General features: G+C 73.5%; 23 protein-coding genes. 9 read left to right on the forward strand and 14 right to left on the reverse strand.

The window, feature by feature from the left end; genetic code table 11:
* Nucleotides 1–152 precede the first annotated feature (152 nt).
* Nucleotides 153–1,136, forward strand: coding sequence for an XdhC family protein (locus tag ACIOD1_RS00965; protein WP_365618405.1), 984 nt, complete (start codon nt 153–155; stop codon nt 1,134–1,136).
* 127 nt (nt 1,137–1,263) lie between these two features.
* Here ACIOD1_RS00965 and ACIOD1_RS00970 read toward each other — a convergent pair whose 3' ends face one another.
* From ACIOD1_RS00970 to ligD, 3 genes are read right to left on the reverse strand one after another with little or no spacing between them, the layout of a single operon-like run.
* Nucleotides 1,264–1,668, reverse strand: a complete 405-nt coding sequence (locus tag ACIOD1_RS00970) for a DUF6479 family protein (protein WP_365618407.1) — start codon at nt 1,666–1,668, stop codon at nt 1,264–1,266.
* A 56-nt stretch (nt 1,669–1,724) separates the two neighbouring features.
* A complete protein-coding gene (locus ACIOD1_RS00975) occupies nt 1,725–2,654 on the reverse strand; it encodes an ATP-dependent DNA ligase (protein WP_401900410.1) in 930 nt (309 codons plus the stop codon).
* On the reverse strand, nt 2,654–3,538 hold the full coding sequence (gene ligD, locus ACIOD1_RS00980; protein WP_365618409.1) for a non-homologous end-joining DNA ligase: 885 nt from the start codon (nt 3,536–3,538) through the stop codon (nt 2,654–2,656). The genes ACIOD1_RS00975 and ligD overlap by 1 nt, the downstream gene beginning before the upstream one ends.
* Nucleotides 3,539–3,569: 31 nt before the next feature.
* Between ligD and ACIOD1_RS00985 the strand changes: the two genes are divergently transcribed.
* Nucleotides 3,570–4,766: a Ku protein gene (locus tag ACIOD1_RS00985; RefSeq protein ID WP_401899433.1), complete on the forward strand. Its 1,197-nt coding sequence runs from the start codon at nt 3,570–3,572 to the stop codon at nt 4,764–4,766.
* Between the two features lie 27 nt (nt 4,767–4,793).
* On the opposite strand, the gene ACIOD1_RS00990 is transcribed toward ACIOD1_RS00985, so the two are convergent.
* Nucleotides 4,794–5,588: a nuclease-related domain-containing protein gene (locus tag ACIOD1_RS00990; protein ID WP_401899434.1), complete on the reverse strand. Its 795-nt coding sequence runs from the start codon at nt 5,586–5,588 to the stop codon at nt 4,794–4,796.
* 195 nt (nt 5,589–5,783) lie between these two features.
* Here ACIOD1_RS00990 and ACIOD1_RS00995 point away from each other — a divergent pair, with 195 nt between their 5' ends.
* From ACIOD1_RS00995 to ACIOD1_RS01005, 3 genes are all read left to right on the forward strand, one after another.
* The gene (locus ACIOD1_RS00995) at nt 5,784–6,503 is read left to right on the forward strand and encodes a hypothetical protein (RefSeq protein ID WP_401899435.1); all 720 of its coding nucleotides are present in this window, start codon (nt 5,784–5,786) and stop codon (nt 6,501–6,503) included.
* 165 nt (nt 6,504–6,668) lie between these two features.
* The gene (locus ACIOD1_RS01000) at nt 6,669–7,460 is read left to right on the forward strand and encodes a hypothetical protein (RefSeq protein ID WP_365618417.1); all 792 of its coding nucleotides are present in this window, start codon (nt 6,669–6,671) and stop codon (nt 7,458–7,460) included.
* Nucleotides 7,457–8,683 carry an ATP-binding protein gene (locus tag ACIOD1_RS01005; protein ID WP_401899437.1) on the forward strand — a complete coding sequence of 409 codons (1,227 nt, stop codon included), beginning with the start codon at nt 7,457–7,459 and terminating at the stop codon, nt 8,681–8,683. Before ACIOD1_RS01000 ends, ACIOD1_RS01005 begins: the two co-directional genes overlap by 4 nt.
* A gap of 57 nt (nt 8,684–8,740) precedes the next feature.
* On the opposite strand, the gene ACIOD1_RS01010 is transcribed toward ACIOD1_RS01005, so the two are convergent.
* Genes ACIOD1_RS01010 through ACIOD1_RS01020 form a run of 3 tightly spaced genes read right to left on the reverse strand, consistent with a single transcriptional unit; the run spans nt 8,741 to nt 10,684 of the window.
* Nucleotides 8,741–9,007: a hypothetical protein gene (locus ACIOD1_RS01010; RefSeq protein ID WP_365618420.1), complete on the reverse strand. Its 267-nt coding sequence runs from the start codon at nt 9,005–9,007 to the stop codon at nt 8,741–8,743.
* A gap of 10 nt (nt 9,008–9,017) precedes the next feature.
* Nucleotides 9,018–9,731 (reverse strand): helix-turn-helix domain-containing protein, encoded by a 714-nt coding sequence (locus tag ACIOD1_RS01015; RefSeq protein WP_365618421.1) that lies wholly within the window; start codon nt 9,729–9,731, stop codon nt 9,018–9,020.
* A 23-nt stretch (nt 9,732–9,754) separates the two neighbouring features.
* The gene (locus ACIOD1_RS01020) at nt 9,755–10,684 is read right to left on the reverse strand and encodes a diiron oxygenase (RefSeq protein WP_365618423.1); all 930 of its coding nucleotides are present in this window, start codon (nt 10,682–10,684) and stop codon (nt 9,755–9,757) included.
* A gap of 176 nt (nt 10,685–10,860) precedes the next feature.
* On the opposite strand from ACIOD1_RS01020, the gene ACIOD1_RS01025 reads away from it, so the two are divergent.
* On the forward strand, nt 10,861–11,967 hold the full coding sequence (locus tag ACIOD1_RS01025) for a ferritin-like domain-containing protein (protein WP_365618425.1): 1,107 nt from the start codon (nt 10,861–10,863) through the stop codon (nt 11,965–11,967).
* A 45-nt stretch (nt 11,968–12,012) separates the two neighbouring features.
* Here ACIOD1_RS01025 and ACIOD1_RS01030 read toward each other — a convergent pair whose 3' ends face one another.
* Together ACIOD1_RS01030 and ACIOD1_RS01035 are read right to left on the reverse strand one after the other, a co-directional pair.
* A complete protein-coding gene (locus ACIOD1_RS01030) occupies nt 12,013–13,473 on the reverse strand; it encodes a penicillin-binding transpeptidase domain-containing protein (protein WP_365618427.1) in 1,461 nt (486 codons plus the stop codon).
* Nucleotides 13,470–14,852: an FtsW/RodA/SpoVE family cell cycle protein gene (locus ACIOD1_RS01035; protein WP_401899439.1), complete on the reverse strand. Its 1,383-nt coding sequence runs from the start codon at nt 14,850–14,852 to the stop codon at nt 13,470–13,472. The genes ACIOD1_RS01030 and ACIOD1_RS01035 overlap by 4 nt, the downstream gene beginning before the upstream one ends.
* 96 nt (nt 14,853–14,948) lie before the next feature.
* On the opposite strand from ACIOD1_RS01035, the gene ACIOD1_RS01040 reads away from it, so the two are divergent.
* The 3 genes from ACIOD1_RS01040 to ACIOD1_RS01050 all read left to right on the forward strand — a co-directional run bounded on the left by ACIOD1_RS01040 (nt 14,949) and on the right by ACIOD1_RS01050 (nt 17,285).
* The gene (locus ACIOD1_RS01040; RefSeq protein ID WP_365618431.1) at nt 14,949–15,338 is read left to right on the forward strand and encodes a DUF6325 family protein; all 390 of its coding nucleotides are present in this window, start codon (nt 14,949–14,951) and stop codon (nt 15,336–15,338) included.
* Nucleotides 15,338–15,733 carry an SHOCT domain-containing protein gene (locus tag ACIOD1_RS01045; protein WP_401899441.1) on the forward strand — a complete coding sequence of 132 codons (396 nt, stop codon included), beginning with the start codon at nt 15,338–15,340 and terminating at the stop codon, nt 15,731–15,733. The genes ACIOD1_RS01040 and ACIOD1_RS01045 overlap by 1 nt, the downstream gene beginning before the upstream one ends.
* A gap of 436 nt (nt 15,734–16,169) precedes the next feature.
* Nucleotides 16,170–17,285 (forward strand): C40 family peptidase, encoded by a 1,116-nt coding sequence (locus tag ACIOD1_RS01050; RefSeq protein WP_401899445.1) that lies wholly within the window; start codon nt 16,170–16,172, stop codon nt 17,283–17,285.
* Here the strand turns inward: ACIOD1_RS01050 and ACIOD1_RS01055 are convergent.
* The 5 genes from ACIOD1_RS01055 to ACIOD1_RS01075 are packed head-to-tail and all read right to left on the reverse strand — an operon-like array spanning nt 17,255 to nt 23,094.
* Nucleotides 17,255–18,496, reverse strand: coding sequence for a styrene monooxygenase/indole monooxygenase family protein (locus tag ACIOD1_RS01055; protein WP_401899447.1), 1,242 nt, complete (start codon nt 18,494–18,496; stop codon nt 17,255–17,257). The two genes, ACIOD1_RS01050 and ACIOD1_RS01055, sit on opposite strands and share 31 nt — an antisense overlap.
* Before the next feature lie 36 nt (nt 18,497–18,532).
* Entirely contained in the window at nt 18,533–19,171 is a 639-nt protein-coding gene (locus ACIOD1_RS01060) for an ATP/GTP-binding protein (protein WP_365618439.1), read from the reverse strand.
* Nucleotides 19,152–19,547: a DUF742 domain-containing protein gene (locus ACIOD1_RS01065; protein ID WP_365618441.1), complete on the reverse strand. Its 396-nt coding sequence runs from the start codon at nt 19,545–19,547 to the stop codon at nt 19,152–19,154. Before ACIOD1_RS01065 ends, ACIOD1_RS01060 begins: the two co-directional genes overlap by 20 nt.
* Nucleotides 19,544–20,017: a roadblock/LC7 domain-containing protein gene (locus tag ACIOD1_RS01070; protein WP_365618443.1), complete on the reverse strand. Its 474-nt coding sequence runs from the start codon at nt 20,015–20,017 to the stop codon at nt 19,544–19,546. Before ACIOD1_RS01070 ends, ACIOD1_RS01065 begins: the two co-directional genes overlap by 4 nt.
* Nucleotides 20,014–23,094, reverse strand: coding sequence for a nitrate- and nitrite sensing domain-containing protein (locus ACIOD1_RS01075; RefSeq protein ID WP_401899451.1), 3,081 nt, complete (start codon nt 23,092–23,094; stop codon nt 20,014–20,016). The genes ACIOD1_RS01070 and ACIOD1_RS01075 overlap by 4 nt, the downstream gene beginning before the upstream one ends.
* Between the last annotated feature and the right edge of the window lie 120 nt (nt 23,095–23,214).

The following is a 23,214-nucleotide window of genomic DNA, read 5'->3' on the forward strand; positions in this document are numbered from 1 at the left end:
TTCCGGTGGTCTGTACGAGGGGGGTGGGGCGGGGTCTGTGCGTTTGGGGGGTGGGTGGGGGTGGGGAGCGTGCGTAGGGTGGCGAATGAGGCCGCATTGTGCCGTTGACCTGGCGCTTTGCGGGAAAGCGCGTACAGGATGGGGCGACGAGGATGCGTGAGCTGGCGGATACGGCGCGGCAGTGGGTGGCCGAAGGGCGGGTCGCGTTCCTGGCGAGGCCGGTGACCGAGGAGGGGTTCGGGCCGCGGGATCCCGCCGGGGCCGTCCTCGTGGATGCCCGGGGCGAGTGTGTGGGGGCCCTGTACCGCGGGGTCTTCGACGCGGAACTCGTCGCCGAGGTCGGGGCCATCGGGGGCGGTCCGCGTGACGCCCGGGTGTGCGAGGTGTCCGTGGGGCGCGCCGAGGCCGAGGAGGCCCGGCTGACCTGCGGCGGGCAGGCCGAGGTGTTGCTGCAGCCGCTGGCCGGGGTGCCGGCCGAGTGGTGGGAGCTGCTGGTCTCGGGTGCCGGGGTGGCCCTGGTGACCCGGCTCAACGAGGCGGCCGACCAGGCCGTGAGCGAGGTCGTACGCGCCGGGGAGCCGGCCGAGGACGACGCCGCGCGGCGGGCCGGCGAGCTGCTGGCGACGCGGCGGCCGGGGCGGGACGCCCTGTACGCGGGGTCCGGGCTGGTGCTCGTGGAGGCGTACCCGTCCGCTCCGCACGTGGTCATCGGCGGCAGCGGCGAGCTGGCGGACGTGATCGCCGCGCAGGCCTCGCTGTTGGGCTGGGAGGCCGTGACGGTGGGGACGGCGGTCGAGGCCGAGAAGGTGCTGACGGCCCACCGCGACGCCGCCTGCCTGGTGTTGCTCAGTCACGAGCCGGACTTCGACGTGCCGACGCTACGGACGGCGCTCGCGCTCGGAATCCCGTACGTGGGGGCGCTGGGCTCGCGCCGGACCACCGCGCGGCGCCGGGACGGGTTGGCCGCGATCGGGGTCCAGGAGGCCGAACTGGCCCGGGTGCACGGGCCGATCGGCCTGGACCTCGGCGCCAAGACGCCGCCGGAGACGGCGCTGGCCATCTGCGCCGAGATCCTCGGGGTGCTGGGCGGCAAGGAGGGCAGCGGGCTGCGGGACTCCGACGGGCCGCTGCGGTAGGCCGTCTCCGGCCTGCCACGAGGTCCCGGCCGGCGGGTGCCCCGCGCCCGGCCCGCGGGGGTCGGGCGCGGGTCGGGCGCGGGGGGTTCGGGGCGGGCGCGGGGGGTTGGGGGTGCGGGGCCGGCGGTCAGTCGTGGCTGCCGCGCCCCGCGTTCGGCGGGGCACCGGGCTGGGCGTGGGGGCCGGGGCCCTCCGGCAGTTTGTGCCCGGACTCCCGCTCGGCCCGGACCTCGTCGGGATGGGTGGACGTGGTGGACCCGAAGTTCCCGTAGCCCTGCATGTCGTGCGGGCGCAGGCCGCCCTCGGGGATTTCCACGGGGTCCCGCTCCTCGCGGACCTCGTACACCGCGCCGCCGTCGGGCAGGTGCGGTTGGCTCTCGGCGGTGGGCGGGGCGGGTTCTTGGTTGCGGACCCGCTTGCCCAGGAGGAATCCGCCGAGCAGGACGCCGACCACGACGATTCCGACGACGAAGAACCACGCGATGTTGGTCAGGGTCCTGTCCACCGCGATGTAGGTCAGGGTCGTGTTCATGAGCCAAGCTTCGCTCACTTTGTGCCGATATGCGCACTACGAGTAGGCCGATGGCCTCACAGGAGGTCCGTGCGCAGCCGGAGCACCTCCGGCGGCGGGTGGCGGGTGGAGCTGCGGCGGACCTCGGCGGCGAGCGGCGGGTCCAGCGGATGGAACGGCACCTCGCCGAGCCCGATGGCCGTGACGGTGGCCATGGCCGGGGCCGCGCCCGCCCCGGGGCCCGGGCCCCGGGCAGAGGCCTGGGTGGGAGCCTGGGCCAGCGCCGCCGACAGCTCCGTGCGCAGGGCCGCGCCGAGCGGGCTCGACACCACCGGTGCCTCGTCCTCCTCCCCCGGCAGCACCAGCACCAGGGCCGTCGGGCGGCGCGGGGTGCCGGTGAAGCCGACCACCGCCGCGTCCCGCACGTCGGTGTGCCGGAGCTTGCGCCAGGCCCGCCGCCCGGCGGGGTAGGCCTGGTCCAGCCGCTTCACGACCAGGCCCTCGATCCCGCTGGCCGGCAGGGTCTCGTACCAGGTCTCGGCCACCTCGGGGTCGGTGGTCATCGGCACCGGCTGGAGCGGCGGCCCGAGCGGGGTCAGCAGCTCCACGAGGAGGGCCCGGCGGCGCTCGTACGCGCGCTCCCGCACGTCGAGCCCGGCCAGCTCCAGCACGTCGAAGGCCGCGTACGAGGCCGGCAGGGTCCGCGCGAGGGCCGCCGCCCGGGCAGCGGTGGCCGCCGCCGCCCGCCGCTGGACCAGCGCGAAGTCGGTCCGGCCCGCGTGCCAGACCACCACTTCCCCGTCCAGTACGGTCCCGGCCGGCAACCACAGGGCCGCCGCCGCCAGATCGGGGAAGGCGCCGGTCACTATCCGCCCCGAACGGGCCTGGAGCACCACCTCCCGCGAGGTCCGCCGTACGAGCAGGCGGTGGCCGTCGAACTTCGGCTCGTAGGCCAGTCCCGCCCCGCGCGGCAGGGTCCGTACGGCCACGGCGAGCGCCACCCGGATCACGGGATCCGCCCCGCCCGGTCCGGGTCGAGCAGGGGGGCCAGGAGGTCGCCGGCGCGGGCCAGCCGGGGCGGGACGTCGTCGGCGAGGAACACGAGGTCGCCGGCGCTGCGGCAGCCGTCGACCTCGTCCCAGGAGACGGGCGCGGACACCGTCGGCAGCTCCCGGGCGCGCAGGGTGTAGGGGGCGGCGGTGGTCTTGGCGGCGGCGTTCTGGCTGTGGTCGACGAAGACCTTCCCGGGGCGCAGCGCCTTCGCCATCCGGTGCACCACGAGGTCCGGGAGGGCCCGTTCGGCTTCCTGGGCGAGGGCCTTCGCGTACGCGGAGACCCGCGCGGACGGGGTCGGCTCGACGGGGACGGCCAGGTGGAGCCCCTTGGAGCCGGAGGTCTTGGCGTAGGCGTGCAGTCCGTCCTCGGTGAGGCGCTCGCGCAGCCACAGGGCGGCGGCGCAGCACTCGACGACCGTGGCGGGCGGCCCGGGGTCGAGGTCGAAGACGATCCGGTCTGCGACGGCGGGGCTGTCGGCCCGCCACTGGGGGGTGTGGAACTCCACGACCAGGTTGGCGGCCCACATGAGGGTGGCCAGGTCGGAGACCATCACCTGTTCGGCCCGTTGGTCCTCGGAGCGGGGGACGCGGGTGGTCTTCACCCATGTGGGGGTACCGGGCGGCGGGTTCTTGGTGAAGAAGAGCTGCCCTTCGGGTCCGTCCGGATAGCGCAGGAAGGAGACCGGGCGGTCGTGGACGTGTGCGAGCAGGGGGCCCGCGACGGTGGCGTAGTAGTGCAGCACCTCGCCCTTGGTGAAGCCGGTCCGGGGATAGAGGACCTTGTCCAGATTGCTGAGCGCGATGCGACGCCCCTCCACCATCGTGATCGGCGTCATACGATGAGATTGCCACGAATCAGGAGGAACCGTGCGATCCATTTGGAACGGGGCGATCTCCTTCGGCTTGGTCAGCATCCCGATCAAGCTCGTCAACGCCACCGAGAGCCACTCGATCTCCTTCCGTCAGATCCATGTGACCGACGGGGGGCGCGTCCGCTACCGCAAGGTCTGTGAGCTGGACGGCGAAGAGGTGCAGAGCGCCGAGATCGGCAAGGGGTACGAGGAGGCGGACGGGTCGATCGTCCCGATCACGGACGAGGACCTGGCCCGGCTGCCGATCCCGACCGCGAAGACGATCGAGATCGTGTCGTTCGTACCGGCCGACGAGATCGATCCGCTCCAGATGGACGCCGCCTATTACCTCGCGGCGAACGGGGCCACGGCCGCCAAGCCGTACACCCTGCTGCGCGAGGCCCTCAAGCGCAGCCGGAAGGTCGCCATCGCCAAGTACGCCCTGCGGGGGCGGGAGCGCCTGGGGATGCTGCGGGTGGTCGACGACGTCATCGCGATGCACGGGCTGCTGTGGCCGGACGAGATCCGGGCGCCGGAGGGGGTGGCCCCGGAGGGCTCGGTATCGGTGCGGGAGGCCGAACTGGACCTGGCCGACGCCCTGATGGCCACGCTCGGCGACGTGGAGATGGACTCGCTGCACGACGACTACCGGGAGGCCGTGGAGTCCATGCTCGCGGCGAAGACGGGCGAGGGCTTCGAGGCGACGGAGGCCGTGGTGGAGCCGGCCGGGGCGCAGGTGATCGACCTGATGGCGGCCCTGGAGAGCAGCGTACGGGCGGCCAAGGCCTCGCGCGCCGGGACCGACGGCGACACCGGGACGGGGGCCGGGGCGGGGACCGGGGCCGAGACCGGGCGGGAGGCCGACGACGGCCCGGACGCGGAGGTGACGCCGATCCGGCGGTCCGCCCGGAAGACGGCGGCGGCGACGACGGCCCCGAAGGCGGTGGGCGGGAAGAAGTCCACGTCCGCCACGGCCAAGAAGGCGGCGGCGGCGACGACGGCCGGGCGCAAGAGCGCCGCGAAGTCGACGACCGGCAGGGCCAAGGCCTCGACACCCAAGGCGACGACGTCCAAGGCGACCGCCGCCAAGTCGACCTCCTCCAAGGCGGGCGCGTCCAAGTCGGCGACCTCCAAGTCCACTTCGGCCGCCGCGAAGAAGACGGCGGCGACCACGGCCAAGAAGGCGGCCCCGCGCAAGCGGAGTTCGGCCTGACGGTCCGCGCCAGGACCCGGCGGCCCCTCAGTCCCAGGTCGGCCGCGCCCGCGCCAGGGTGAACAGGGCCTCCACGTCCGGGGGTTTGAGCGCCGCGACCCCTCCCCTCAGGGCCGCCGCCGCCGTCGGCGGTTGCAGGACGAGGACGTCGCGCAGGCTCGGGTCCACCTCCACCCGGGAGGCGTCCGCCACCACCAGGGCCGCCCGCACCGGAGTCCGCAGCACCCGGGCGGCGCGGTCGGCGGCCCGGCGGATCCAGTCGGGGTCCGGGCGGGGTTCGGCGCGCCCGACCGTGAGCGACAGGTCCCCGACGTGGGCGCGTTGGCGGCGCCCGGCGACCGTACGCACGGCGAGCACTCCGGGCGGGCCGATCAGCAGGTGGTCGAGCAGACCGAGGCCGGGGAGCGGGACGTCGTGCAGGACCCGCCAGCCGGCGGCCTCCAGCAGCTCCGTCTCCGCTCCGGCCCGCAGCCGGGCCTGTAGCTCCGGGCGCACGCGGTGGCGGGCCCGGCCGCCCTGGGCGCCGTACGCCGACTCGCCCAGGAGGGTCTCGCCGGGGCGGTTCGGCGCCAGGTCCAGGTCGGGCGGCAGGAGCAGTCCGCGCAGCTCGGCGGCCGTGGGGACGGGGGGCGGGCCGACCGTCCAGGTGCCGGTCAGGAACGGGCGCAGGGCGGTGAGCACCTCCTCGCGCAGGGCGTCCGACAGGACGCTGACCCGGTTGGACTGCCGGTCGTACCAGGCCACCGCCAGGCCGTCGGGCCGGTTCACGTAGAGCCGGCCGCGGCCGGGCCGGCCGCTCGGAAGCACCTTGAGTGCGCGCACGGTCTCACCCCCGCCGTCCATGGGAGCAGCCCGGGCCGCCGGCGGCAATCCCTCGGTTGTGTAACGACTCCGTCGGGTTGCTGCCGCCTGCCTGTTACAAGACCACCGCTGTACCGCAATGGCGGACCCCTACGTTGATCACACCTGGACGCACACCCGGAGCCGCCGGGACCGACCAAGACCGAGGGACCGCCCGTGAACACCGCCCGCCGCGCCACCGTTGGCACCGCCGTCCGCACCGCCGTGGGCACCGCCGCCGTGACCGCGTGCGCCGCCGGGCTGCTGGCCCTGTCCGTCGCCCCGGCGCTCGCCGACGGAGCGCCGGCCGCCTCCGGGACGCAGCGGACCCTGGTCAAGAGCCTCTTCCTGGCCGACGGGCACTCGACGGCCAAGGTGTACCGGCTGGCGAAGGACGCCTACCAGGCCGAGATCCAGCGCGCCGGTGTCACCGTGGCGACGCTGACCAGCCGTGACGGGCGGACCGGGGTGGGCGGCGCCGGCGTGCTGCACGCGGCGCTGCGGCCCGACGGGCAACTGTCCTCCTGGGTCGACGAGACGGTCCCCGAGGGGGATTCGCACGCGGTGGCGGGTCGCGGTCACAAGACCGGGGTCCGGGCGGGTGGCACCGGGCAGATCGTGCCGGTGGCGGCGCAGAGCCCGACGGGCCGGCCCGACCCCGCCGCGAACCCGGGCACGAGCACGGGTGCGGGTGCGGGTTCGAGCACGGGTGCGGGTTCGAGCACGGGTGCGCGTGGAACCGCCGGTACCGGCACGGTGCAGGCGCTGCGCCTGAACACGCTGGCCGACCGGCCCGGCGGCGGGGTGCTGCTGCTGGCGGCGGGCGGCGGGATCGCGGCCGTCGGCGCGGCGGGGCTGGGGTTCGCGATGCTGCGGCGCGGGCGCACGGACGCCTGAGCGGCGCCGTCCCGAACGGTCGAGGCGAGGCCCGGCCCGCCGCCGTCCGGGAGGTGGACGCAGGAGCAAAAGGGGCTTATCTCCGCATAAAGTGAGGGAACGTGCCACCGGAGCCGACCGGTCGGCACAGCACCGGTCACGCCCGCGGAGAGGAGGCCCAGCGCCGTGCGAAAACCTTCCTTCCGCGCGGCCGTCCCCACGGGCGCCCTGCTGCTCCCGCTGCTGCTCGCGTCGCTGACGGGGTGCGGCAACGACGGCTCCCTGGCCTCCGCCGGGCCGACCCCCACGGCCAGCGGCCCCGTCCACCTGTGGCCGCAGCGCCCGGGGGCCGTGGTCGCGCCCGCCGATCCGGGGGGCGCGCCGCCCCAGTACGTACAGGGTCTGCCACCGGTGGTGGACCAGAACGTCCACGGCGTGGACCCGGTGGCGCTGGTGCGGGCGGAGCTGCGGAGCCATCCCGACATCTCCGTCGGGCCGGACGGGATGCCGCCGGAGACCGCCGAGGCGATCCGGGCGTGCGGGACGCCGGGGCAGCCGGCCGGGGCTTGTCCGGTACTGGCCCCGTACTACCGGGATCTGACGGGCAACGACAAGGACGAGCTGGTCGTCGGCGTCGAGATGCCCGACAAAATGATGTCCGTACGGGTCTACACGGCGGACGCCGACGGCCGGCTCAACCGGATCATGGCCACCACCCAGACCGTCATCGGCGTCGAACTGGCCGGTCGGGACGTCATCCTGCGCGTGCCGAGCGGCAACCCGGGCTACGAGCTGATCACCGCCTGGTCCTGGGACGAGAAGCAGAAGACGATGCTGCCGACGCGCGAGCAGATCGTCCGGCTCCCGGCGAACGGACGGACGCACACCCACACGCCGCGGGACTCGACGGGGGCGGGGACGGACACGGGGGCGGCGACGGGCCCGGAGACGGGGACGGACACCGGGGGCGGGCCGTGAAGCGGTTGCTGCCGGCCTGGACGGCCACCCTGACCTGGAAGTCCACCTGCTTCATCGTGGTGATGTGCTGCGCGCTGGCGGCGGTGCTGGGCGCGCTGGTCCACGTACAGGTGATGCGGCAGACCGTCGGAACGGCGCGCGACAAGGCGCTGGCGAAACTCCACGACGCCTCGCGCGCCTACGAGGCGGGCGAGGCGCTGCCCCCGCGGTCGGGGCTCGACCCGGCGGGCCTGCCCGCCCCGCTGCGGGCCCTGGCGCTGAGCGGACACCGCGGGACGCTCGTCTCGGACCGGGACGGGAACCCGGTGATGTGGGCGGCGGCCCCCGCCGACGGGCGGGCGCTGGCCACCGCCGTCGACTACGGGCAGAGCGCGCGCACGATCCGGGGCGTCGACCACGCGATCATCGGCTCCTCGGTGCTGGCCCTCGGCGGAACCCTGCTGGTCGGGGCCTTCGCCGTGACCCGGGTGACGCGGCGGCTGCACCAGACGGCGACGGTCGCGCGGCGGATCACCCAGGGCGACCTGGACGCGCGGGTCGGCGACCCCCGCACGAAGGACCCCTCGCGGCACCAGGACGAGGTGTCGACGGTGGCGGGGGCGCTGGACACGATGGCCGGCACCCTCCAGGAAAAGCTGGTGAGCGAGCAACGGTTCACGGCGGACGTGGCGCACGAGCTGCGCACCCCGCTGACCGGCTTGCAGGCGGCGTCGGAACTGTTGCCGGAGGGGCGGCCGACGGAGCTGGTGCGCGAGCGGGTCCGCACGATGCGGCAGCTGACCGAGGACCTGTTGGAGATCTCCCGGCTGGACTCGCGCAGCGAGGCGGTGGAGACGGACCTGCACCAGCTGGAACGGCTGGTACGGAGGGTCGTGCGGGCGTCGGGGACGGACACGGAGGTGGTCGTCGTCCGGGACGCGCACGTGGAGACGGACCGGCGGCGGCTGGAGCGGGTGCTCGGCAACCTCGTCGCGAACGCGCACAAGCACGGGCGGCAGCCGGTGGTCGTCACGGTGGACGGGCCGGTGGTCACGGTCCGGGACCACGGGGACGGCTACCCGGACTACCTCCTCGCCGGCGGACCGCAGCGGTTCCGCAGCGGGGGCAAGGGCCACGGGCTGGGGCTGACGATCGCGGTGGGCCAGGCCCGGGTGATCGGGGCGAGGCTGGAGTTCCGCGAGGCGGAGGGCGGCGGGGCGGAGGCGAGGCTGACCCTCCCGTGACGCGACCGGCCCGCCGGTCCGCCCGTCCGCCGGTCCGCCCGTGGCCCCAACCGCGGGTTACGGCTTGGGTTTGGTCCACGGCCAGCGGGGGCGCGGTTTGACTCCCGTGGGCGAGAAGGCGTACTTCCAGCCCTTCTGGAGCCGCAGCCGCTTCGAGTAGCCCGACGGGACCCGCTCGTAGAGCAGCAGCGTCGGGGGGCCGCCGTCCGGGGCCGGGACCGGGATCTCGTACCACTTCGGCGGGTGGCCGGTCGGGCCGAGCAGGATCGGGAGGACCCGGCCGTCCATCGGGCCGCCCTCGAAGGGGGTCGGTTCGCTTCTCACCCCACCAGTGTCACAGCAGGTGCGCCGCCTCGGAGACCACCGGGATCACGCGCCGGGCGAGGACCCCCACCGGGCCGTCCGCCGATTCCAGGGCGAGCGCGGCCCTCGCGGCGGCGGCCGTCTCGGGGTCGGTGGCGGCGGTCGCGGTCAGCAGGGCGACGAACTGGTCCAGCAGCCAGTCCCGCAGGGAGGCGACCTCCGGCTGCTTGCCCTCGTCGATCCAGATCAGGGAGGCCGCCTCCACGGCGGTGATCCAGGTGCGGACCATCATCCGCAGCCGGGGCCCCGGGGCGGGCACCCCGAGGTGGAGGAGGATCGCCTCGGCGGCGGCGCGGCGGATCCCGTCGACGGTGGCCGTGGTGCGGGAGGTCTCGACGACGCTGCCGCCCTGGAGGAGGGCGGAGAAGCCCGCGTCGTGTTCGTCGACGAAGGCCAGGTAGCGGTCGAGGGCCCGGGACAGCCGCCGGGTGAGGGGGCCGGCCTGGGGCTCGGCGAAGCAGAGGTGGAGGACCTCGGCCGCCGAGCGCAGGGCGGCCTCGTAGAGCTGTTGCTTGCCGCCCGGAAAGTACCGGTACACGAGCGGGCGCGAGACCCCGGCGGCCTCCGCGACGTCGTCGAGGGAGACCTCCTCCGGGGCCCGCTGCGCGAACAGCGACAGCGCCGCGTCGAGGAGCTGGGCTCGCCGCTCCTCGACGCCCAGTCTGCGGTAGGCCCGTACGGTCATGACCGCAGGGTAGACGACGCTCCCTACGCGAGGAGGCCCGAGCTCTTCCACAGCCGGCGGCCGACCCCGCGCATCACGCCGATGTCGTCGAGGAAGTCGGTCAGTCGCTTGGCTCCGGTCTGCATGACCTCGCGCCGGTGCCCGCTCGCCTTGACCTGGGCGACGGCCTCGTGGCGGTCGAGGCCGATGTTGTCGTAGACCGTCGGGTTCACGAAGGCCAGGGAGAAGACGCGGGCGGCCTCCCCACAGCTGACGCGGGTGAGTTCCTGCTCCCAGCGCGGGGCGGTGAGCATCTGGCGGCGCAGTTCCTCGCGGGCGTAACGGACGTGCCGGGCCTCCTCGATGACGTGGATGCGGGTCACTCCGCGCACGAGCGGTTGGACGCGCTCGTCGGGGAAGGTGAGGCGCTGCATCCAGTCGAGGATCTCCTCGCCGAGGAGGGTGCAGGCGAAGGAACCGGGGGTGGTGGAGACCGTCTTGAGGATCCGCGCGAGGTTGTGGTTGGCGCGGGAGACGGGGTATTCGGGGGTTCCGCTCTCGCGGATCATCCGGGCGAACATCATCGAGTGCCGGCACTCGTCGGCGATCTCGGTGAGGGCGTAGCGGACGTGGTTGCTGGTCAGCGACTTGTCGTAGATGTGGCGGACCAGCAGCTGCATGAGGATGATCTCGAACCAGATGCCCAGGGAGCCGAGGGCGGCGGCCTCGTGGCGGGAGAGGTCGATGCGCTGCTCCTCCCCCATCTTCTTCCAGAGCGGGGTGTCGTAGAGGGAGAGCAGCTCGGGCGGCCAGTAGTACTTGCCCTCGATCGGCGGGGCTCCCCAGTCGAGTTCCTTGTCGGGGTCGAAGGAGTGCTTGGCCGAGGATTCGAGCAGCCGCTCGGCTATTTGTTCGCGGTCCTTGAGCAGGCCGAGGGCATCCCTCAGCTCGGCCCGTTCGGTCACGGTCGTCATGGCTCGGGGCACCTCGTGGTCGGGTTACCTGCGGTCACCTCTTATGAGACTGCTTGTCAGCAAGGTCGTCAATCCCCCGCGCACGACTTGTTGACCCCGCGTCTACCAACGTGTGACGCTGCCAACTGTCCAGTCCTGTACGGAAGTACGGCAGTACGTGAGACGAGGAGGCGTCAGTGTCGACGCACGAGCTCTACACCACGGCCCCGGGCGAGGGCGTCTGGCCGATCCCCGCCTCCGGCGCGGCCCGCTTCAGCTGGGAGTACGACGGAGGCCGCGAACGCCTCCTCGCGCTCTACCAGAAGGGCAAGGACAAGCAGTGGGACGGCGCCAAGCGCATCGACTGGGACATCGAGGTGGACCCCTACGATCCGCTCGGCACCCCCGACGAGGTCCTCACCCTCTACGGCACCCGCCACTGGGCGAAGATGACCGAACGGGACAAGGGCGAGCTGCGCCGGCACTACAGCGCCTGGAACTTCAGCCAGTTCCTGCACGGCGAACAGGGTGCGATGGTCTGCGCGGCGCGCATCGTGGAATCCGTACCGGACCTGGACGCCAAGTTCTACTCGGCCACCCAGACCATGGACGAGGCCCGGCACGCGGAGGTCTTCGGGCGCTTCCTGCACGAGAAGGTCGGGATGCTCTACCCGATCAACGACAGCCTCCAGGGGCTGCTCGGCGACACCCTGCGAGACTCCCGCTGGGACATGCCCTACCTCGGCATGCAGGTGCTCATCGAGGGGCTGGCACTCGCCGCCTTCGGGATGATCCGCGATACGACGGACAAGCCGCTGCCCAAGCAGATCCTCGCCTACGTGATGCAGGACGAGGCCCGCCACGTGGCCTTCGGGCGGATGGCCCTGCGGGACTACTACAAGCAGCTGACCGACGCCGAACTGCGCGAGCGCGAGGAGTTCGTGATCGAGGGCTGCTACCTGATGCGCGACCGGCTGCGCGGGGTGGAGGTGCTGGAGAACTTCGGGATCCCGAAGCGGGAGGCGGAGGAGTTCAGCGAGCAGTCGGAGTTCCTGCACCTGTTCCGCAAGCTCCTGTTCAGCCGGATCGTGCCGTGCGTCAAGGACATCGGCCTGTGGGGCGAGCGGCTGCAGAAGGCGTACCTGGACATGGGCGTCTTCGACATGGGCAACTCCAACCTGGACCTGCTCATGACCCAGGACGAGGAGATCGCCGAGGCCCTCGACCGCGAGCGGTTCGCGGCGGAGGAACGCGAGCGGGTGGCCGAGGTCGAGGCCACCGTCCGCGAGGGCGCGGCCGACTGACGCCGGCCGCCCAGCTCGTGGGCCGGCGCCGCCCCCTCCGGCGCCTCAGCGCTTGGCCAGCGCCGCCTCCATCACCGCGCGGGCGATCGGCGCCGCCGCGCCGTTGCCGCTGATGTCCCCGCGGACCGCCGAGGCGTCCTCGACGACCACGGCGACGGCCACCGCCGGCTGCGGGGCGTCCTGGGCGCGGGCCCAGGAGATGAACCAGGCGTACGGGGTGCCCGCGTTGCCCACCCCGTGCTGGGCCGTGCCGGTCTTGCCGCCGACGACCGCGCCGGGGATCGCCGCGTTGCGCCCGGTGCCGTTCTCCACGACCTTGACCATCAGCTCCTGCATCCGCAGCGCGGTGGCCGGTGCCATGGCCCGGCCCAGGGTGCGCTGGTCGGTGCGGCTGACCTGCGAGCCGTCGTCCTGGGTGGTGCGGTCCACCAGGTACGGGGTCCGCACCTCGCCGCCGTTGGCGACGGCCGCCGCGACCATCGCCATCTGCAACGGGGTGGCCTTGGTGTTGAACTGCCCGATCGAGGACAGCGCGAGCTGGTCGGGGCTCATGTCGGTGTCGAAGTTCGACCGCGACACCCACGAGGGCACCCGGAGCCCGTCGTCGTTGAAGCCGAAGCGGTTCGCGGCCTCCACCATCCGGCGCAGCCCCACCTGCACCCCGATCTTCGCCATCACCGTGTTGCAGGAGAACTGCACCGCCTCCGCCATCGAGGCGTCCTGGCAGCCCGTGCCCGCGTTCGGCAACAGGGTGGTGGTGCCCGGCAGGGGGTACGGGTCCGGGGTCTGGGTGGGCGCGTCCACGTCGGTGACCACGCCCGCGTCGAGGGCCGCGGCCGCCGTCACGATCTTGAAGGTGGAGCCGGGCGGGTACGTCTCGCGCAGCGCCCGGTTGAGCATGGGCTTGGCGGGGTCCGCGTTGAGCCGCCGCCAGGCCGCCTTCACCTTGGCGCCCGTGCCGGACAGGACGCCCGGGTCGTAGGAGGGGCTGGTGACCAGGGCCAGGATCCGCCCCGTCGCCGGCTCCACGGCGGCCACCGCCCCGCGCTTGCCGCCGAGCCCCCGGTACGCGGCCTGCTGCACGGCCGCCCGCAGGGTGGTGGCGGCGTTGCCGCCACCGGGGCGGCCGCGCGAGAGGTCGTACCAGAGCGGGAAGGCGGAGAGCCCGGGATCGGTGCCGGCCAGGAGCGGGTCCTCGGCGCGCTCGACGAAGCTGGTGCCGTAGGTCTGGGAGGAGAAGCCGGTGACGGGGGCGTAGAGGGGGCCGTTGGTGTAGGTCCGCTCGTAGCGCAGCAGTTGGCCGCTGTCGCGGGAGCCGGTGACGGGCCGGCCGTCGACGAGGATGTCCCCGCGCGGTTCGGCGTAGCGCTCGATGACGGGCCGCTTGTTGGCCGGGTTCGCCCCGTAGGCCGCGGACTCCCACACCTGCACCCGGGCCACGTTGACCAACAGGGCCACGAGCAACAGGGCGCAGAAGTACGCGCACCAGCGGATGTAGCGGATCACGCGGCGCCCTCCTCGGCGGGGCGGGGGACGGGGTCGGGCCTGCGGGCGCTGTCGCTGAGGCGGACCAGCAGCGCGACGATGATCCAGTTGGTGACCACGGAGGAGCCGCCCTGCGCGAGGAAGGGCATGGCCATGCCGGTGAGCGGGATCAGGCCGGTGACACCGCCCGCGATCACGAACACCTGGAGGGCGATGATCGAGGCGAGGCCGGTGGCCAGGAGCCGCCCGAAGGGGTCGCGCAGGGCGAGGCCGGCGCGGAAGCCCCGGGAGACCAGGAGCCCGTAGAGGATCAGGATCGCGGTCAGGCCGACGAGGCCGAGTTCCTCCCCGGCGGTGGCGAGCACGAAGTCCGATTTGGCGGCGAAGCCGATGAGGAAGGACTGCCCGTGCCCGAGGCCGGCGCCGAGCAGGCCGCCGGCGCCGAAGGCGAAGAGGGACTGCGCGAGCTGACCGGGTCCCTCGCCGCGCTCGATGGAGGCGAAAGGATTCAGCCAGTCGTCCACGCGACCGTGCACGTGCGGCTCCAGGGTGCCGACCGCGTACGCGCCCACCCCCGCCAGGATCAGCCCGATGGCGATCCAGCCGATCCGTCCGGTGGCGGTGAACAGCATGATGACGAAGAGCCCGAAGAAGAGCAGCGAGGTGCCGAGGTCCCGCTCCAGGACCAGCACCCCGACGCTGAGCAGCCAGATCGCCAGGATCGGCCCGAGGACGCGGCCGGGCAACAACCGCAGCTTCCAGAAGAGCCGGCGGCCGGTGAGCGCGAGGGCGGTGCGGTTGCGGGCGAGGTAGGCGGCGAAGAAGACCGCGAGCAGGATCTTGGCGAACTCCCCCGGCTGGAACGACAGCCCCGCGAACCGGATCCAGATGTGCGCGCCGTTGACGGCCGGGAAGAAGACGGGGACGAGCATCAGGGCCAGGGCGGCGGTGACGGAGAGGTAGGCGTACCGCTGGAGCGCCCGGTGGTCGCGCAGCCCGGCGACGACGAGGACGAACAGCCCCACCCCGAGCCCCGACCAGCGCAGTTGGTCCCCCGCGCCGGCCTCGCCGGGGGTGGCGAGGTCGAGGCGCTGGATCAGGACCAGGCCGAGCCCGTTGAGCAGGACCGCGATCGGGAGCAGCAACGGATCGGCGTACGGGGCCCCGAGCCGTACGGCCAGGTGCGCGAGCAGCGCGGCGACGCCGAGTCCGGCGGCGTAGTGGGCGGCCGGGCGGGACACCTGACCGGTGGCGGCGAGGCCGACGTAGAGGTTGCCCAGGACCGAGATCAGGACCGCGCCGACGAGGAGCGTCAGCTCGACGCCCCGGCCCTTGGGGGTGCGGGCGTCGGGGGGCGGGGGCGGAGCGGGCTCCGTCACCTTCGCCGTCAGAGCGGTCATACGGGAAACGTAGCAAGGGCGGGGCGGGTATGTCCGTTTATGTCATAGTGTGCCGAAGAGTCGTCAGAAACGGTCAGGAGTAGGGAGCCCAGGCGCATGGGACCTGTGGAATTCATCGTCCTCGCCTTCCCGGAGGAGCAGCTGCGGGTACCGGCGGTGGAGGCGGTCATGGGGCTGCGCAAGGCCGGGGTGGTGCGGCTGATCGACGGGCTCGTGGCGACGAAGACGGCGGCGGGCGAGGTGCTGGCGGCGGAGTTCGACGAATACGTGGAGCTGCGGGGCCTGCTGGCGGGGCGGGACGTCGCCCGGCTGATCGGGCCGGAGGACGTCCAGGAGGCGGCCGAGCTGCTGGATCGGGGCAACTGCGCGCTGCTGCTGGTCGTCGAGCACGTGTGGGCCGAGGACGCGGCAGTGGCCGTACGGGCCGCGGGGGGCCGGATCGTGGGCTCGGTCAGGATCCCGGCGGAGCGGGTGGGGGTGGCCTGATGTTCATCCGACCGGTAGGACAGACGGCAACCCCCTCCGACCGCCCGCCGGGCACCCCCCTCCTACGAGGCCTCCTGCGCCAGGCGACACCCCCGGACCGACCTCCCCTGGGCCCGGCCCCACACGGAGTCGGGCGGGAGGCCGACTGGGAGGCGGGCCGAGGGGCGGACTGGGAGGCGGGCCGGGCGGACGGCTGGGAGGCGGGGCGGGCGGACGGCCGGGAGGCCGGGCGGGCGGACGAACCCGGGACCCCGGAGCCGGAGCCGACGGAGGGGGAGTCCCCCCTGCCGGGCGGCCTGGTGGCGGAGCTGACCCAACTGGCCGCCCTGGCGAGCCGGGGCGTGCTGACCCCGGAGGAGTTCACGGCGGCGAAGGCGAGGCTCCTGGAGAAGTGAGGGCGGGGGCGGGGAGGCGGGGCGGGGGCTTCGGGGGGAACCTCGGCGGCATGCGTGTGGGGCGGCCTCTCGGAACGTTTGGGGGTTTCCCGCCAGTCCCTCACTTCAGACCAGCCCGTTCTTTTGGGGGCTTCCCGACAGTCTTTGGCATTCCGGGACGGGCCGGTCGGTCAAGGGTGGAGCGCAGCGAAATCGCGTAGCGACGCGAACGCAGTGAGCGCCCTTGAGGGACCGGACCGGCACGGAAGGACAGTGGACTGGCGGGAAACCCCCACACCATCCGAGAGCCCGGTCAACGGTGCACCGTCGAGGTTCCCCCCGCAGCCCCCGCCCCGCCCCCCTACCCCCAACCGGGTGGCCCCGCCGGGGTTGTGTCGGTGGGGTGGGGGGTGCTTGGGGTGGGCGTGGGAGCATCGGGGCTTCTGGAGGTGATTACATGACAAAACGACTGATTCGTTTGGCCTGGCTCGCCGCGGTCCTCGCCACCGTCGGGCCGCCGCCCAGCGCTCACGCCGAGCCGGTCGGTGAGTTGCTCACCCGACTCCAGGGCCTCTACCAGAAGGCCGAGGAGGCCGCCGAGGCCTACAACGCCACCGAGGTCGCCCTCAAGGCCCGCCAGGACGAGGAGCGCCGACTCACCACCGAGTTGGGGCGGGCGCGCACCGCCCTCGGCGTCGAGAAGGCGGTCGTCGGGCGGTTGGCCCGGGAGCAGTACCAGGGCGTCCGGGGCGGGCTCTCCCCCTCCCTGCGGATGCTGCTCGCCGGCGACCCGCAACAGGCCGTCGACCAGCGGCACATCGCCGCCCGGGAAGGGGCCCGCGCGGCCGGGGTCGTGGCGCGGCTGGAGCGGGGCGAGCGGCAGGCCGACGTACTGGCCGCGGCCTCCCGGAAGGCGCTCGACGCGCAGAAGGCCCTCTCCACCGACCGCAAGAAGCAGCAGGAGGAGGTCACCACCCGGCTCAAGGACGTGGAGCGGCTGCTCGCGGCGCTCACCCCCGCGGAGCTGGCCCGGCTGGACGCGCGCGAGGAGGCCGTGACGGCCGGCGCGCAGCGGGACCTCGTCGACTCGGGCCGGCTGCCCGCGGCCACCGGCACTCCGACGGCCGCGGGCGGGGCGGCCCTGCGCTACGCGACGGAGCAGATCGGGAAGCCGTACGTGTGGGGCGCCGAGGGGCCGGCCTCCTTCGACTGCTCCGGGTTGACCTCGCAGGCCTGGGAGCACGCCGGACGCTCGATCCCCCGTACCAGCCAGGAGCAGTGGGAGAAGCTCCCCCGGGTGCCGTTGGACCGGCTGCGCCCCGGTGACCTGGTGCTCTACTTCCCCAAGGCCACGCACGTGGCCCTGTACATCGGGGACGGCAAGGTGATCCAGGCCCCCCGTCCGGGGGCCACCGTGAAGGTGTCCCCCGTCGCCGCGAACCCGCTCCTGGGGGCGGTGCGGCCGGATCCGGAGGGGGCCCCGCTGGCGGAGTTCACCCCGCCGATGCTGCCCGAGGGCGCGACGGCGGGGGAGGACACCGGCTACTCGGCCGAGGAGAAGCCCGACAGGTAGTCGGCGGCGTCCTCGGGGTCGTAGAAGTAGGAGTCGAAGTCGGCCGGGTTGTCGAACCCGTTGGCGAAGCGGTCCGCCACGGGCTGGATCTGCCCGGCCGCGCCGATCAGGTTCAGCACGTGCTCCGGCGGGACCCCCAGCATGGCGTTGGTCCACTGGGTGACCGGCTTGCCGGTGGTGAACCAGAACTTGTCGAAGGTGGCCTTCATCCACGACTCGTCGAACGGCTTGTCGCCGTGCATGAGGATCGAGGAGAGGTACGAGGCCGCGCACTTGGCGGCCGTGTTCGAGCCCTGGCCGGTGATCGGGTCGTTGGCCACGACCACGTCCGCGACGCCGAGGACGAGTCCGCCTCCGGGGAGCCGGCCGATCGGGTTGCGCACGACCGGGGCGTAGCGCCCGGCGAGGGTGGCGCCGGAGTCGGTCAGCTCCACGTTCGTGGCCCGGGCGTACTCCCACGGCGTGAACTTCTCCATGAGGTCCAGCGTGAGTTCGAGGTGCTCGGCGGGGTCGTTGACGCCCTTGAACGCGTCCAGCGGACCGCCGGGGACGCCCTCCCAGAAGAGGATGTCGGCGCGGCCGGAGGTGGTGAGGGTGGGCATGACGAAGAGTTCGCCGACGCCCGGGACCAGGTTGCAGCGCACGGCCTCGGTCTCGGGGTGCTCGGGGCGCGGCCCGAGCCCGTGCACGTAGCTGACCGCGAGGGCGCGCTGCGGGGCGTCGTAGGGGGAACGGGCCGCGTTCCGCTCGAACATCGAGACGAGTTCGCCCTTGCCGGCGGCGACGAGCACCAGGTCGTAGGTGCGGGCGAAGAAGTCCAGGTCGGAGACGGACGCTCCGTGGATGACGACCTGGCCGCCGCGCTGCGCGAAGGTGTCGAGCCAGCCGGCCATCTTGACGCGCTGGTCGACGGACTGCGCGTACCCCTTGAGGCGGCCGAGCCAGTCGATGGCGCGCGAGGAGTCGGGGGCGGCGACGGAGACGCCGAGGCCCTCGATCTTCGGGGCCTGCTGCTCCCAGAAGTTCACCTGGAGGTCCCGCTCGTGCCGGAGCGCCGTGTCGAACATGCACTGCGTGGACATGACCCGTCCGGTGCGGATCTCGTCCGCGGTCCGGTTGGACATGAGGGTGACCTCGTACCCCTTCGACTGGAGGCCGAGGGCGAGCTGGAGGCCGGACTGACCGGCCCCGACGACAAGTATCTTGCGCATCTCAGAATCTCGATCCGGGTGTCGGTTGCGGTGCGGTCATTCGGGGGTGGCGTCCAGGGCGTGGCCGACGAGGGTCAGCAGGGACTCGACGACGGTGGCGCGGCGGCGCGCGTCCATGATCACGACGGGTACGTGCGGCGGGATGGTGAGCGCCTCCCGCACGTCCTCCGGCTCGTAGGAGCGCGAGCCCTCGAAGTGGTTGACGGCGACCGCGTACGGGAGTCCGCAGCTCTCGAAGTAGTCGAGGGCGGGGAAGCAGTCGCGCAGCCGGCGGGTGTCGGCGAGGACCAGGCCGCCGATGGCGCCGCGCACCAGGTCGTCCCACATGAACCAGAACCGCTCCTGGCCGGGGGTGCCGTACACGTACAGGACGAGGTCGTCGTCGAGGGTGATGCGGCCGAAGTCCATCGCCACGGTCGTCGTGTGCTTGTCCGGGGTGCCGGACAGGTCGTCGGTGGGGACGCTCGCCTGGGTCATCACCGCCTCGGTGCGCAGCGGGGCGATCTCGGAGACGGAGGACACGAAGGTGGTCTTGCCGACGCCGAAGCCGCCCGCGACCAGCACCTTGACGGCGTGGGGAGCGCGCGAGCGGTCGTACTGCCAGGGCTGGACGGGTTCGTCGTCCAGGTCGGCCAGAGGGTCCGGACGGGTCGGATCAGAGACGGCGAAGGCCACCGAGCACCCTTTCGAGCAGAGCGCGCTCGGGACGGCCGGTGCCGTGGCCCGTTCCGTAGACGCGGATCCGGCCCTGGTCGGCGAGGTCGCTGACGAGGACGCGGACGACGCCGAGCGGCAGTTTGAGCAGCGCGGATATCTCCGCGACGGTGCGCATGCGACGGCACACCTCGACTATGGCCCGCATCTCGGGCATCCGGTCGGGCGTGGCGGCCGGACCGGATTCGGGGCCGGTGTCGAGGGCGGCGACGAAGGTCTCCACCAGGAGGACCTGGGTGAAGCGGGTGCGACCGCCCGTGAGGGAGTACGGGCGGACGCGGGCGGGGCGGCGGTCGGCCCCGCGTATCGGCAGCCGGTCGGAGGCCGTTCTCCTCACGGGGTCTTCTCCATCGACTGGCGCAGCTCACTGCGGACTTCGGGGGTCAGGACGTGGCCGGCCCGGCCGACGAACAGCGCCATGTGGTAGGCGACGACGCCCATGTCGCAGTCGGGCGTGGCGTGCACGCCGAGGAGGGAGCCGTCGCTGATGGACATGACGAAGACGGAGCCGTTCTCCATCGCCACCATGGTCTGCTTGACGGCGCCGAACTCCATGAGGGCGGCGGCGCCGGTGGTGAGGCTGCCGAGGCCGGACACGATGGTGGCGAGGTCGGCCGAGGCTCCGCGCGGGCCCTTGGGGCGGTCCTGCGGGGTCTCCCCCGCCGGTTCGGAAGTGAGCAGCAGGAGCCCGTCCGAGGAGATGACGGCCACGGAGTTGACGCCGGGCACCTCCTCGACCAGGTCGGTCAGCAGCCACTGAAGGTTGCGGGCCTGGGTGCTCAGTCCGTACGTACTGGGCGCGGTCATGTGCGTGCCTCCTGTGCGGTGTCCCCCTGGTCGGTGTTCCCCAGCCCCTGGTCCTGCTCGATCTCGGCGGCGGCGACGCGCCGCCCGTCCTGGGCGCCCTGGTAGAAGCCGCCGAGTCGGCGGCGCAGTTCCTCGGCGTCGACCCGGCGCGGGGCGGGTCGGGCGGGGGCGGGGTCGGCGGTCGCGGGGCCCGGGACGGCGCGCGGGGTGCGCTTGGGCAGGCCCTTGTCGGTGACGACCTCGGCGGGCGCCTCGTGGCCGGGGTGGCTGCCCTGGCGGGGGACGAAGCCGTCCTCGGCGTCGGGGGCGCGCCGGTGGGCGCTCTCGTCGGCGTCGGGGGCGGCGGGGACGGTGCGGTCCTGCGCGAGCAGCCCCAGCCCGTCCTGGTGTACGTGGGACCCGGGCGCGGGGTCCGGCGCGCCGGCGGGGTCCCCGGGTGCGGGGTCGGCCACCGCGAAGGCCTCCGGATCGGCGTCGGCGGTGACGCGCGCGAGGAGTTCCTCCTCGGGACCGGGCCAGGGGGTCTGCGCCTCGACGGGCTCCGGCTCGAAGGCTTCGGCGAGGGGGACGACCCGGGCGGGCGCCTCCTCGGCGGTCTCGGGGGCGCCGGCGGTGAAGACCTGCTCGGCCGTGGGAAGCTCGCCGGTGTCGAAGGCCTCGACCCGGGGGACGCGTCCGGCGGGGACCGCGTCGAGCGACGCCTGTGCCGCGAAGGCCTCGGCGAAGTCGTCGGCGAGGTCGTCCGCCGGCGCGTCGGCGTCGGTCTGGATCTCCCCTTCGGTCTCGGTCTCGGTCTCCGCCTCGGCCTCGGTCGGTGCTTCCGCGTCGAAGGCCTCGGCCAGGGTGACCACGCGCGCCGGAGCCTCCGGCTCGGGGGCGGTCCCGGCCACGCCGTCTTCGGCGTCGACGGCCGCGTGCGCACCGGCCGCGGTGTCGGCCGACGGCTCCGTCTCCTCCACCCGCGGGCGCGGGTGGAGGGTGTTCTCGTTGGCCTCGGCGATCGCCCCGGGCAGTCGGAGCGCGCTCGCGCCCTGCGTGGCCAGGTCGTGGACCGAGGAGACCGCCGGGGTGGTCGGCAGCAGGGAGGCGGGGACGACGACCAGGGCCTCGGTCCCACCGTCGCGGCGGGCGCGCAGCTCGGCGGTGACGCCGTGGCGCGCGGCCAGCCGGCCGGCGACGTACAGGCCGAGTCCCAGGCCGTGTTCGGACTCCGGCTCCTCGTCGTAGGCCTCGGGCGTGGAGAGGCGGGAGTTCAGGGCGGCCAGGCGGTCCTCGGTGACCCCGATGCCCTCGTCGACGACGGAGACGACGACTTCACCGGAGTCCAGGAGCCGTCCGGAGACCTTCACCTTGGCGTCCGGCGGGGAGAAGGTGGTGGCGTTCTCCAGCAGTTCGGCGATGACGTGCGAGATGTCGTCGGCGGCGTGCCCGGCGACCTGCGTGTAGGAGGGCAGGGCGGCGAGGTCGACCCGCTCGTAGCGCTCGATCTCGCTGACCGCGGCGCGCATGACGTCGATCAGCGGCACGGGCAGGCTCTGTCCGTGGCCGTGTTCCTGGCCGGCCAGAACGAGGAGGTTCTCGTTGTGGCGGCGCATGACCGTCGCGAGGTGGTCGAGCTTGAAGAAGGTGGCGAGGCGGTCGGGGTCGCCTTCCTTGGACTCCAACTCCTCGATCACCGCGAGTTGGCGCTCGACCAGGCCGAGGGTGCGCAGCGACAGCGAGACCGAGGTGGTCGACATGATGCGGCGGTGCTCTTCGAGTCCGGCGCGCAGTTGCGCCAACTCCGTCTCCCGGGCCTCGCGGCCGGAGACCAGGGCCTCGTTGCGGCCGATGAGCCGCCGGCGGTCGGCGTCGAGCCCGGCGATCCGGGTGTGCAGGGCGACCGTCTGGTCGCGTACGGAGTTCAGGTGGCGGACGACCTCGGCGAACTCGTCGTTGCGGCCGGTGAAGCGGACCGGTTCCGTCGAGCCCTCGGGGGTGGTGAGTCGCTCCGCGCCGCGGCGCAGCACCGACAGGGGGCGGGTGAGGGAGCGGGCGACCGCGGTGGAGGAGCCGATGACGAAGAGGAAGAGGAAGCCGAGTCCGGCGACCAGCATTTCCAGGCGGGTCACGTCGTCGTCGCGCAGGGTTTCGAGGGCGGTGGCCCGCTGTCCGGCGAGGGTGGCCTCCACGGAGCGCATCCGGTCGATGCGGGAGGTGAGGGCGGTGCCCACGGCGCCCGCGTCGACCTTGCGGTCGGCGGAGGTCAGGGTCGGCCGGTCGGTGAGCCGCTTGAGGAAGTCCTCGGCGGACTTGACCTCGGGGCCGGTGACGGTGGCGGCGAGGGTCTGGCGGACGTCGGGGCGCGCGGCCCGGGCGAAGTCGTCCAGGGCGGCCTGTTCCCGTACGCGGGCTCGCTGCGCGGCGGTGGTGAGTTCGTCGGCGACGGCCGCGTTGGGGGCCTGCTCGGCGCGGGGGACGGCCAGGGCGGCGAGGAGCAGGCCCCGGGTGGCCGAGGCCTGTTCGACGGCCTGGCCGAGCGGTTCGAGTGGCCGGGTGACGGCCAGGGCGGCGTCGGCGCGCGGCGGGGTGAGTTCGGACAGCCGGTCGCCGGGCGCGAGGAGTTCGGCGATGACGGCCGCGTACGCCTGTTGGGCGGCGAGGGGGGCGCCCTTGCCGCCGACGGCCTCGGCGCGGACGGCCCGGATCCGGCCGAGGGAGCGGGCGAGGTTCTCGTCGGCCTCCGTCCGGAGTTCGACGACCGCCCGGTCGGTGCGCGCGGTGCGCTCGTCTATGGGTGGTTTGGCGTTGCCCGGCCGCCCCTTGGCGGCGTACTCGACGACGGCGTCGCGCTCGTCGCCGAGGAGGTGGGTGAGGGTGAGGGTGTGTTGCGACTGCTGCGCGAGGGTGACCAGGCGCTGGGAGTCGTCGAGTTCTCTCGTGGCGGAGACGACGGCGGGGGTTCCTGCCGCGAGGACGGTGAGTCCGGCGACTGCTACGCCGATCACAAGCCTGCGGCGGACGCGGACGCGCCGTCCTGCCGTGGCGGGTCCGTCGGCGCTGGCGGTGCCGTTCTTCCGAGACCGCTTCTTCTGCACCGGTGCTCGCAATCCTGTACGTGTGCTCGTGCTCGTCTACTCGTGTGGCCGAGGTAACGGCCGGTCAACAAGTAAACGCCCCCTGCCCCCTCGTACCGCCTCAGACCTTTGCAGTGTGTT

This window comes from Streptomyces sp. NPDC088097 (genome assembly GCF_044741845.1).
Lineage (GTDB): Bacteria > Actinomycetota > Actinomycetes > Streptomycetales > Streptomycetaceae > Streptomyces.